This window comes from Paenibacillus brasilensis (assembly GCF_009363115.1).
GTDB lineage: Bacteria > Bacillota > Bacilli > Paenibacillales > Paenibacillaceae > Paenibacillus > Paenibacillus brasilensis.
In genome coordinates, this window is sequence record NZ_CP045298.1 from 2,228,380 (window position 1) to 2,240,149 (window position 11,770).

Annotated in this window: 11 protein-coding genes; all 11 read right to left on the bottom strand. The window is 49.0% G+C overall.

Annotation, left to right across the window (positions count from 1 at the left end):
- Positions 1–43 precede the first annotated feature (43 nt).
- The 11 genes from GCU48_RS10485 to GCU48_RS10535 all read right to left on the bottom strand — a co-directional run bounded on the left by GCU48_RS10485 (position 44) and on the right by GCU48_RS10535 (position 11,614).
- Positions 44–1,075: an ABC transporter ATP-binding protein gene (locus GCU48_RS10485; RefSeq protein WP_152379972.1), complete on the bottom strand. Its 1,032-nt coding sequence runs from the start codon at positions 1,073–1,075 to the stop codon at positions 44–46.
- Positions 1,076–1,103: 28 nt separating this feature from the next.
- Positions 1,104–1,928, bottom strand: coding sequence for an ABC transporter permease (locus GCU48_RS10490; protein WP_152379973.1), 825 nt, complete (start codon positions 1,926–1,928; stop codon positions 1,104–1,106).
- 201 nt (positions 1,929–2,129) lie between these two features.
- Positions 2,130–3,416 (bottom strand): adenylosuccinate synthase, encoded by a 1,287-nt coding sequence (locus GCU48_RS10495; protein WP_025715998.1) that lies wholly within the window; start codon positions 3,414–3,416, stop codon positions 2,130–2,132.
- 377 nt (positions 3,417–3,793) lie between these two features.
- Positions 3,794–5,152, bottom strand: a complete 1,359-nt coding sequence (dnaB, locus tag GCU48_RS10500; protein WP_007433205.1) for a replicative DNA helicase — start codon at positions 5,150–5,152, stop codon at positions 3,794–3,796.
- A 2-nt stretch (positions 5,153–5,154) separates the two neighbouring features.
- Complete coding sequence (gene rplI / locus GCU48_RS10505) at positions 5,155–5,598, bottom strand: 50S ribosomal protein L9 (protein WP_025715999.1); 444 nt, start codon at positions 5,596–5,598, stop codon at positions 5,155–5,157.
- Complete coding sequence (locus GCU48_RS10510) at positions 5,595–7,583, bottom strand: DHH family phosphoesterase (RefSeq protein WP_152379974.1); 1,989 nt, start codon at positions 7,581–7,583, stop codon at positions 5,595–5,597. The genes rplI and GCU48_RS10510 overlap by 4 nt, the downstream gene beginning before the upstream one ends.
- Before the next feature lie 11 nt (positions 7,584–7,594).
- A complete protein-coding gene (locus tag GCU48_RS10515) occupies positions 7,595–8,512 on the bottom strand; it encodes a DUF2232 domain-containing protein (RefSeq protein WP_152379975.1) in 918 nt (305 codons plus the stop codon).
- Positions 8,513–8,517: 5 nt separating this feature from the next.
- The gene (locus tag GCU48_RS10520) at positions 8,518–8,820 is read right to left on the bottom strand and encodes a MazG-like family protein (protein WP_007433209.1); all 303 of its coding nucleotides are present in this window, start codon (positions 8,818–8,820) and stop codon (positions 8,518–8,520) included.
- 120 nt (positions 8,821–8,940) lie between these two features.
- Positions 8,941–9,369: a CBS domain-containing protein gene (locus tag GCU48_RS10525; protein ID WP_025716003.1), complete on the bottom strand. Its 429-nt coding sequence runs from the start codon at positions 9,367–9,369 to the stop codon at positions 8,941–8,943.
- Between the two features lie 44 nt (positions 9,370–9,413).
- A complete protein-coding gene (locus tag GCU48_RS10530; protein WP_025716004.1) occupies positions 9,414–10,472 on the bottom strand; it encodes an LCP family protein in 1,059 nt (352 codons plus the stop codon).
- Between the two features lie 251 nt (positions 10,473–10,723).
- The gene (locus tag GCU48_RS10535) at positions 10,724–11,614 is read right to left on the bottom strand and encodes a D-alanyl-D-alanine carboxypeptidase family protein (RefSeq protein WP_152379976.1); all 891 of its coding nucleotides are present in this window, start codon (positions 11,612–11,614) and stop codon (positions 10,724–10,726) included.
- Positions 11,615–11,770 lie beyond the last annotated feature (156 nt).

Sequence of the window (11,770 nt, forward strand, 5' to 3'; positions counted from 1 at the left end):
ATGGATTGATATTGAAGCGATGCAGAAGGTTGATGGCAGACATTCACTGTGCTGCTGGAAAAGTAACAATTTTATTGAAGCTGAATCTGATCTGCTCCCCACTGCGCAGCTCGGCAGCCCGTTCACGCGGCACAAACATCTTCAGATGATCCGTCCCGCTGTCCAGCGACACCTCGGCATAATGCCCGAGAATCATCACCTGTCGGATCGTTCCGGACAGAGAAGGCTTGTCTTCATTCGTCAGAACAATATCCTCCGGTCTTACACCTACCATGGATTCACCTGTGTATTCATGCTCTTGCGTAAAAGATATTCCGCTCACGGAGACACTGCGGCCTTTGCTCACCCCCCTTAATAAATTGATGCGCCCAATAAATCCCGCCACAAACAGCGATTGCGGATTGTCATAAATCTCCTGCGGCGTCGAAAGCTGCTCGATCCGGCCAGCATTCATGACCACAATCCGGTCGGAAATGGACAGCGCCTCTTCCTGATCGTGGGTGACGAATACCATCGTCATCCCCGTTCGCATCTGGATATCGCGCAGTTCCTCCCGCATTTCCATCCGCAGCTTGGCATCGAGTGCGGAGAAAGGCTCGTCCAGCAGCAATACATCCGGCTTCAGCAGCAGAGCACGGGCGAGCGCTACCCGCTGCTGTTGGCCGCCTGAGAGCTGGCCGGGCGTCTTGCGTTCCGTCGTCTCCAGCCGCACCAGCGCCAGCGCTTCCTTGACCTGGCGGTCGATCTCTGCCTTTCTCACCTTGCGAATCTTCAGTCCGAAGGCCAGATTGTCATATACCGTCATATGCGGCCACAGATTATAGCTTTGGAACACCATGGCTGTCGGGCGCTTTTCGGGAGGCAGCTTCAGTACGCTTTTGCCCTGAATCCGGATGTCACCGCCGTCCGGGTCAAGAAAGCCGCCAATTGAGCGAAGCACGGTTGTTTTGCCACAGCCGGACGGACCAAGCAGCGTTACCAGTTCTCCCTTCATCACGTCAAGTGAGATGCCTTTGACTCCGTCTCCTGTCTTGAAGCGTTTGGTTAACTCTTGAATGGATAGTTGAATGGACATTAGCTTAGGCTCCTTTTGACCAATTACGTTATTTCACCTGAAATCCGCCTGACAGTACATCCGCACTTACAAACCGCTTGGCAGCCAATAGCAGAATAATCGTTGGCAGAGTAAGAATGACCGAGAAAACAGCACCCGTTGTGCTCGGATAATCGGCAATAATGGAATACATAATGACTGGCATCGTTTTATAATCTGGTGTTCCGACCAACAGTGTCCCCTGAGCCTCATCCAGTGAAGCAAGAAAGGTAAAGATGGAGGCGACCACAATGCCGGGCAGTGCCATAGGAAAGGTGATTTTCCAAAACACTCGAAATGGTCCGGCTCCGGCATCCCTGGCTGACTCCTCTTGTGCGCGATGTACGCTGCGGAACGCAGAGGAAGGGATCCAGGTCATATACATGAGCGTATTCACCATGTGGATTAATACAATGCCTGCAAAGGTGTTCATCAACCCGAATTGGTAGAACAGCACAGCGATGGACACATACAAGCCCATTTTCGGAAAAGCGTGCGTGAGCAGGAATGAGAATAGGAACCACTTACTGAGCGGAAAGGAAATCCGTGCAAAGGCATAAGCAGCAGGAACACATACAATAATCGAGCAGACCGTAACGGTAATAGCAATCAGGAAGGATAGGGAAATCGAGCTGAGAACGTCATCCTGGGTAAGCACAAACTTCCACCATTCCAGTGACAGGCTCTGCGGGAGCGGTGCAGGATACTGCCATTTTCCCGAGACCGCCAACAGGAGTAAATTGGTCAGAGGCCCTAGGAAAAAAATGACGAAAATGACAAGCACGATGAATTCCACAATTTTGCGTGTGCCGAGTGAGCGAAGATACCAGTTCATAATTCATCCCTCTCAAGACGTCTAGACGTCCGAATCTCTTTTCAATTTGGATTATAGAGAGGGTTTATTATCACAAATCGACAAGGAGGATAAGTTTATGTAAAGAGAAGGAATCCGTTTAACACTTCAACAATAAAAAAAGAGAGAGCTGTTAACAGCCCTCTCTCCTTGAACGTATATGAATAGCTCTATCAATAAGTCTTACAAATAAATTGGAAGCACCTGGTTCGTTTGATCACGGTTACGACCCACAGAGAAGATGGCGATTGGGATGCCTGTCAGCTCAGATACGCGTTGTACATAATTGCGGGTATTCTCAGGCAGTTGCTCCAGTGTTTTGACACCAGTGATGTCTTCGCTCCAGCCCGGCATTTCTTCGTATACCGCTTCACACTCTGCCAGCATTTTCAAGCTTGCCGGATAATGCGTAATGATCTCACCACGGTATTTGTAGCCTGTGCAGATTTTGACTGTTTTCAAGCCAGTCAATACATCCAGCGAGTTCAGGGAGAGACCCGTAAGTCCGCTGACACGGCGGGCATGGCGCACAACAACGCTGTCAAACCAGCCTACACGGCGAGGACGACCTGTAACCGTCCCATACTCATGACCTGTTTCACGGATATAATCACCGATCTCATCGTTCAGCTCGGTTGGAAACGGTCCGTCGCCTACGCGAGTTGTGTATGATTTAGCTACACCGATTACCTGTTGAATTTTGGACGGTCCGACGCCGGAACCGATACATACGCCGCCAGCCGATGGGTTGGAGGACGTTACGTACGGATACGTACCTTGGTCAATATCGAGCATAACGCCTTGCGCACCCTCGAACAGTACCTTACGATTCGCATCAATCGCATCATTCAACACAACAGACGTATCACCTACATAAGGACGAATAAATTCCGCATACTCCAGATATTGCTTCAGTATTACTTCTACATCCAGCGGCTCCCCGCCGTATACCTGTTGGATCACTTGATTCTTTTCCTTCGTGAGAAGACGCAGCTTCGTTTCGAATTCCTCCGCATCCAGCAAATCAGCAATACGGATACCGTTACGTGCAGCTTTATCCATATAGGCAGGGCCGATCCCTTTACGCGTCGTACCAATTTTGTTAGGACCTTTGCGGTCTTCTTCCAGCACGTCCAGCGTCATATGGTAAGGCATAATCACATGTGCGCGGTCACTGATGACCAAATTTTTCGTAGAAAAGCCATTATCATGAATGTAAGTAATTTCTTCAATAAGAGCGGCTGGATTCACTACCATGCCGTTGCCAATAACACACTTTTTATCTTCATAAAAAACGCCGGATGGAATCAGGCTCAGCTTGTACTTTTTACCGTCAATGAGAATCGTATGACCAGCATTGTTTCCGCCTTGGTAACGGGCCACTACTTCAGCGCTTTCCGCCAGATAGTCCGTGATTTTACCTTTGCCTTCGTCTCCCCATTGTGTTCCCACAACGACTACAGTTGACATGTTTCATTCCTCCGTGGAGTGCCCACAGACACTCTGATTTTGAGCTGACGCACTACGCATTTCTGGCTCTAATTGCCTCAACAGCCAGATACGGAGCGTTCTCGGACAGCAGGAAAAAACGTCCGTCGCAGACATTCCATAGGTCGGAATGCCCCGGGCGTATTGATCTCCCCACTGCGTTGAAGCAGCACTATAAGTGTACCAGTACCATTTTTCAAAGTCAAATAAAAAACGAACAATATATCACATGAAAATAGTATTGTTCGTAATTGGGAGTTTCAATCCTTATATGAAAACATGTAAATAGACTATGAAAAGGCTCTTTCGACATCGTGAGACACGCGTCGAGAGAGCCTTTTTCTAATGATATGAATACGTTAGCCAGCGAATGCATCCGAATGGGCACGCTCGTAATTGGCGAATTTATTATAGTTTTTGAGAAACACCAGCTCTACCGTTCCGACCGGGCCGTTACGCTGCTTGGCTATGATAATCTCAATAATATTTTTCTTTTCCGTTTCCTGATTATAGTAATCATCCCGGTACAGAAACGCGACAATGTCAGCATCCTGCTCGATGGAACCTGATTCCCGCAAGTCACTCATCATCGGTCGCTTGTCTTGACGCTGCTCCACACCCCGGCTCAGCTGGGAAAGGGCAATAACAGGCACTTCAAGCTCACGGGCAATTTGCTTCAATGTCCGTGAAATTTCGGATACCTCCTGCTGCCGATTCTCGCCTGCTTTGCCGCGTCCGTGAATAAGCTGCAAGTAGTCGATCACGATCATGCCCAGTCCCTTTTCCGTCTTGAGACGGCGGCACTTGGCACGGATATCAGCGACAGTGACACCAGGCGTATCGTCGATATAGATCTCTGCCTCAGACAAGGCTGCAATCCCCATCGTCAGCTTGGCCCAATCTTCGTCGCCTTTAAATTCACCTGTCCGCATGACGTTCGCGTCCAAATTAGCCTCGGCACAGATCATCCGCTGCACGAGCTGGGCTGCCGACATCTCCAGACTAAAGATGGCTACCGTCTCTTTCGCCCGCACTGCAACGTTTTGCGCAATATTCAGGGCGAACGCCGTTTTACCTACGGATGGACGGGCCGCCACAATGATCAAGTCATTGCGCTGGAAACCCGCCGTCATCTTGTCCAGGTCAACAAATCCGGATGGAATTCCGGTTGTATTGCCCTTGTTCTGATGTAGCATTTCGACACGGTCGAACACTTCCATCACGACATCGCGGATGGCGATAAAACCACTGCCTGAGCGCCCGTTGGATATTTCCATGATCTTGCGCTCGGCATCGCTCAGCATACCGGCGACATCCTCGCCGTTGCTGTAGCCTTCACTCACAATTTGCGTAGCTGTGCGAATCAGACGACGAAGCATCGCCTTTTCTTCAATAATCTGGGCATAGTAATCCACGTTAGCCGCTGTTGGCACTCCGTGAGCCAGCTTGGCCAGATAACTGACTCCGCCGATATCCTCCAGCTGACCTTTGTCCTGAATCTTCGAGGTCAGCGTAACCAAGTCAATCGGCTGCCCGGATTCACCCAGCTCAATCATTGCTTCGTAAATCATCTGATGAGCCTTATCGTAAAAATCCTCGGTCTGCACCCGCTCCATCGCGGTAATCAGTGCTTCGGACTGGAGCAAAATGGACCCGATAACCGCCTGTTCAGCCTCCAGATTTTGCGGAGGAATCCGATCAAAAAATTCGCCGCCCATAATTATTCTTCAGTCACCTGAACCTTCAGCGTAGCTTTGACCTCAGGATGAAGCTTGACGGTCATTTGAGTCACGCCGAGCGTACGAATCGGTTCTTCCAGCTCGATTTTGCGTTTATCCAGCTTGATCCCAGTTTTGGAAACAGCCTCTGCGATTTGCTTGCTTGTAATCGCGCCGAACAGCCGTCCACCTTCTCCAGCCTTCGCTTTGAGCTGAATCGTTGTCTCTTCCAGCTTTTTGCCGAGTACTTGCGCCTCTTCCTTTTCCTCTTGCTTGCGTTTTTCCTCAGCAGCGTTCTGATTCTCCAGCGTCTTCATATTTCCTTCCGTTGCTGGACGGGCAATACCCCGCGGCAGCAGAAAATTCGCTGCATAACCGTCGGACACTTCCTTAACCTGCCCTTTCTTGCCTTGGCCCTTCATATCTTTAATGAATATCACTTTCATTCAAATAACCCCTCTTCCCCATCAATTTCGGCCAGCACGTCGACCACTCTGCGTTCGGCTTCCTCCAGCGAGCAATCCAACTGGACCGCCGCATTCGTCAGATGTCCTCCGCCGCCTAGCCGTTCCATGACGACCTGTACGTTCATGCGCCCGAGCGAACGGGCGCTGATCCCCACCAGGCCGTCAGGACGTTCACTGACCACAAAGGAGGCCAGTACATCCGTCATATTGAGTAATGAATCCGCCACCTGAGCAATCAGAAGCTGCGGAATTTTTTGTCCGGGCTCTGTCACCGCAAGCGCGATGTGCCCATATATCATTTTAGCATGCTTAATAATTTCCGCCTTAGCAATATATTCATCCAGGTCCTCTTTTAGCATGCGCTGGATCATGACTGTATCTGCCCCGCTACGCCGCAAAAAACCGGCCGCCTCAAACGTACGTGAGCCTGTATGCAGGGAAAAATGCTTGGTATCCACCGTAATCCCGGCCAGCAGCGATGTCGCCTCCAGCGGTGTCAGTTGGACCTTCTCATGGATATATTGCAGCAGCTCAGTCACCAGCTCACAGGCCGACGACGCATACGGCTCCAAATAGATCAGAACCGAATCGTTAATAAATTCCTCGCCCCGACGATGGTGGTCTACCACGACTACTCTGCTTGCCGTCTGCACAAGACGTGGCTCAATCGTCATCGAGGCCTTGTGCGTATCTACCACGACCAGCAGGCTATGCTCGGTCATGGACTGAAGCGACTGCTCTGGCGTCATCAGTGCCTGCGACAGCTTCTCATCCTTGTTCACCTGCTCCATCATCCGGTCGATGGACGGATTGGATTTATCCAGCACGATATGCGCTTCTACATTGTACAACGCTGCGGCCTTCCACACACCGATGGCCGCTCCGACTGCATCCATGTCCGGTATTTTGTGTCCCATGATCAGCACGCGGTCACTCTCCTGCATCAGATCACGCAGCGCATGGGCAATGACTCGGGCACGCACCCTTGTACGCTTCTCGACAGCGTTAGACTTGCCTCCGTAAAAGGACAGGCGCTGCCCGGCTTTCACTGCTGCCTGATCGCCACCGCGTCCGAGCGCCATATCCAGGCTGGACTGAGCCAGCTCGCCCAGCTCCTTGATGCTCTCGGCACCAAAGGACAAACCGATGCTCAGTGTCATGGGCACTTTCAAGTCCGCTGTCATTTCCCTCACCGTATCCAGAATGACGAATCGACTCTGCTCCAGCTCCTGAAGCGCTTTGTGATTCAACATAATGAGATAGCGCTCGGATGACAAACGGCGCAAATAAATGTTGTAATGATTCGCCCAGGACGTAATCTCGCTCGTCACCTTCGCAATAAGCGCAGTGCGCTGCTGATCGTCCATTCCCTGAGCGGCCTCGTCCATATTATCGAGCATGACGATACCGAGCGCCAATCGCTCGTTTTCATACTGCTTGCGCAGCACCGCCAGCTCCGTTACTTCATACAGGTATATCAGTCGCTCATCCGGTACGATCAGAAACTGGTAGTGGCGCTCATCATGCTGTAGCTCCACCTTAAGCTCGCGAGTGAACTCCCTTGTTTCCTTTTTGGCACTTAAAGCTCCCGCTAGTTGAGGAAATAGGCCTTGCAGAGGCTCGCCTATCAACGACTGCTCCTCGAACATCTCCCCGGCAAACCGATTGTGCCATTCTACCGTTCGATTTTCACTGTATAAAATGATCCCAAACGGCAGTGTGCTGATTGCTTCCCCCTCTACCCGCTTGATCCGGAAGGAAAGACCGCTGATATATTGATTTAATTCCCGACGAAAATCCAACTCCGTCTTCAGCATCAGCCCGCCAAGCAAGAATGACAGCAGCAGTCCCATCACACCCAGTTCCCAATTGTACATGGAAATACATATGACAAGCACCAGCAGCAACAAAAACGCCCAGACAGTTTGATAACCGTGCCAGCGTTTTTGTAGAAATTTAGGCATGACTGTTCACCCTATTTCTTTGATCTTGTAATAGCTTCACGCAGCGGAAAGGCCAAATCAATAATACCTATAATGCGGAGCGGCTGGAACACCAGTACGACGAGCGACAGCAGCAGCGCAATCACCGGGCTCATTTTACGGCTATGCGTCCAAAAATAAATAAATCCAATGGTCTGGATAATAAAGCAAGCGTGGATCAGCGGCAGCATACTGATGGAAACCATTTGAATCCAGCTGCTATCCGAGGAATCCGCTATCCATCCGATCACAATTGCCAGCAGATAATACCAGATAAGCGCGCGCGGCAGCCTCCACTCTCGGGCTGGCTTCATTTTGCGTACCGGCACATCAAGACTACTCAATGCCGGACGTACCAAAGCATGTGTGATTACAGCCAGTAAGAAGGAGGTTACGATCAGCACATATGGAACCTTACCGATAAGCATCGTACCGAGTCGCTGCGTATCATCTGCAGTCCAATTTGTGCCTGAAAGCATCGGATTGGCACTTAAAATCTCCTGCATAATATTTCCCGTTATCGCAGCCTGATCACGAAGATACTGCGAAAGATCGAACCCGAATGAATACGTAGCGATGAGCAGTACAACCAACAACTCGGCTAAAATAACGCCCATTCCTGTCATCAAAGCCTGAAAAGAAGATCCTCCCTTTTTATACACCCGTCCCATCAGCATCGAAGGGATCAGAAAATAAAGCGCAGGGAGCAGCGAATACACATCTAATAGCGCCAAAATCAGTAGCGCCGGTATGACATGAATCAGAAATCCTTTGAAATGCAGCGATGAAAACAATACAGCGCCAGGCACAATTAGCAAAAATACGGTAATGATTTTCAGTGGTGTCAATAAAGTCAGCAGCAGAAGCAAATAAATGACGCTCCATGCTACAGTTGCCAAGCGGAATTTCAACGTTTTCACCTCTTACGCATATGTTCTTCCAGTGCAGAAATGTCCTGATACCAATCCTCCAACTGGTGTCCTTCTTTTCTGTGTCTTCTTAGCTTGTCGATGAGTAGATCATCCAATTCACGGTAAGACACTCCAAGACGCCTTCCCAAAATATAACTACTCATCATTAAGCTCGCCAGACAATCGCCAATACGGGCTGTACTGCCTTCCCACATCGCTTTAAACAGACGGGAAACTTGGTCAAGAACTTCTGTTTTGAGCCATTCAATGACCTTGGCCCTTTTCACAACATCCATTTCTTTAGGCATATGATGAAGAGTCACACTCCTCTGAAAAAGCTTTATTCTCCATTATAGCATATCCTATTCTGAAAATAACTGTTACCCCATGGGGTAAATCGTTATTTTCAAAGCAGCTATGAGCTTATTTTAGGAAGAAGTATTAAACGATTCTCTGGACACAAACTTTTCACAATACTCTATAATCTGGCTGCGGCGCACGATACCGATAAACCGGTCCATATCATCCACAACGGGTACAAAGTTCTGTACTTTAGCCAAATTAATTAAATCCTCCATATTTGCATCAATGGACACCGGCTTCATCGAAACCCGCAGCGGAACGTCCTTGAGCATAAACTTAGAAGCGTTTTCAAAGGTGATTTTCCCCTCAGACTCTTTCATATGCCATAACAGGTCACCTTCTGTAACTGTACCCGTATATCTACCTTCCTTATCCAAAATGGGAACCGCTGTGAAACGGTGATACTCCATCCGCTCCAACGTTTGCCGCAACGTAGCATCCGCCGTTACACAAGCGACTTCCTGTTTGGGAAGCAAGAAAAAAGCGATATTCATGAGAACGAATCCCCCTCAAAATCAAATGTAAATCAATTGATTACTCACTGAATGTCCTGCTTGTCGGGAAGCTTCAGCGTCTGCGGGGTTGTACCGGAATCCAGCCAATTCGCAATCATAAGTCTGGCATATTCCAGTTCTTGTTCATTGGCCCGATCGTAATACACGCCCCTCTTCTTGAACCCTTCCCCTGTAATCGTAAAACTTGAGATTTGTGGTTCACCCTGCGTAATAGCCTGCTTGCCAAGCCCTGTAATAAAAGCAGGCTCCATATCGGTCTTGAAATTGGCTCCCATAATATCGAGCAGCTCTGGAATTTTGGAAATTCCGTTGATATTCAGCAGCTTATCCGCCATAGCATTCAGGAAAATTTGCTGCCGTTTTGTACGGTTGAAGTCGCTATCTTCCCGATATCTAACATAATACATGGCTTCTTCACCATTATAAAGCGGCTTGCCCGCCTCAATGCGAAACTTGATATGCAGCGGATCTTTGTTTTCAATCGGCTTGTCGATTGGAAGCACAACCCCGCCCACGGCATCCACTGCATCCTGAATACCCTGAAAATTAATCGTAGCGTAATAATCGGCCTTATGTTCCATCAGCTTCTCTACCGTAGCCATGGACATACCTTCGCCTCCAAACGCATAAGCATGCCCCAATTTATCAAAATCATCCTCACCATCACGATTCGGATCGTGTCCAGCAATCTGTACATACATATCCCTTGGGATGGAAATCAAAAGCACACGCGATTCCGCAGGCCGCACCGCCGCATAAATAACCGTATCCGAGCGACCGCGCGCCTTTTCGTTTGGCCTTTGATCGGTGCCGAGCAGCAACACTGAAAACGGCTCTTTCTGGTAGGCTACTGCGTCCTGTCGCTTCTGTTCTCCAGACTGGCGCGGCTGATAGGACTTCTCCAATTTTCTTTCCAGCGTCGGAGACACAAACCAGTCAAAAGCCACCAGTGTTAGCTGTTTGCGAAACAGATACCCTCCCGCTGCGATCAGAAATAAAACAATACATGAAAGATATAGGGCGGTAAACCTTTTTTTCTTTTGCGACTTGCCGCTGGTCCTTCTCTTATGTCTTCTCTCCATAACAGGTTCCTTCCTTCTTTCCTTCACAAATCCCATCTCTTCATTAAACCGAATAGATCCCTTATGAAGCGGAGGCTTCCCCTCAAAGCATAAAAGGTCTGCTGCCTTGTTGTCAAAAGTGCCACAGCGCAAACCCTTCAAACTCATAGCAAAAAGGCTTTGCCCTCACGGTCAAAGCCCCAAATTCATATTTATAGTCTGTCTCCTATGTAGCTTTCAGATTGATTTCTTGCCTTAGTGCAGCGACAGTTTCACAGTGAAAAACCATAATCGAACAGCTTCCGTGTCTGCTTAAATCGCTCTTCCTTGCTTGGCGCACCAAGTACCACAGCAATTAACCGTCTGCCATGCTGTTCAGCGGTACCCGTGAAGCAATATCCGGCATCACTCGTATACCCGGCTTTCAGGCCATCCGTTCCGGCGTAAGAGTACGGTCCAGCCAGAGAAGGCAGCATCCAGTTTGTATTACTAATGTAGAGTCCCTTATCCTTTAACTCCATTTGCGTACGACTGGACGTTCTTAGAATCTCCGGATGTGACGCAATCAGGTAAGAGGCCAGCTTTGCTGTGTCGCTTGCTGTCATTTTCGTTTCTCCGCGAATATCCTCGGGATGATTCGGTCCCAATTCACTCTGCCCTGCTCCAGACGCATTGCTAAAGCGGCTGTCGGACGATAATCCAATTTGGGCAGCTTTCTCGTTCATACGCTTCACAAAAGCCGCTTCATTGCCTGCCGAGCGCTCTGCAAGTGCTACAGCGGCATCATTGGCTGAATACACAACCATACTCTGGAACAGTTCGGATACCGTCATTCTTTCACCATACCGCAGAGATAGATTTATCCCCCCCACCGTACTCGCGTAACGGCTAATCCGCACCTCATCATTCCAGCCTAACCGTCCAGTCCGAATATCCTCCAACACCAATAGCTCGGTCATGAGCTTGGACATATTTGCGGAGGGCATAGGTGTATTGCCGTTCACATTCATCAGCAATTCCCCAGTATGCATGTCCATCAGTACCGCAGCCTCTGCATCCACATCCGGCTTCCCAACCAACAGGCGGGGTCCAAGTGTAATAAAAATCAATATTATAAGGACCGGGATAATAATAGCCCAACGTAACCAGTGTTTTTTCATCATCGTAATAACCCCCATACTTATTAGACGATGAAAAATTCATTTTGTCTGCAATTTTTCGAAAAAAAGATACAATTTTTTTACCTTTTTTATTTTATGCCAAATATCCGCTCACCCCTGTTTGCAGGATAGCGGATATTGAGGCTTTTTATAATAACA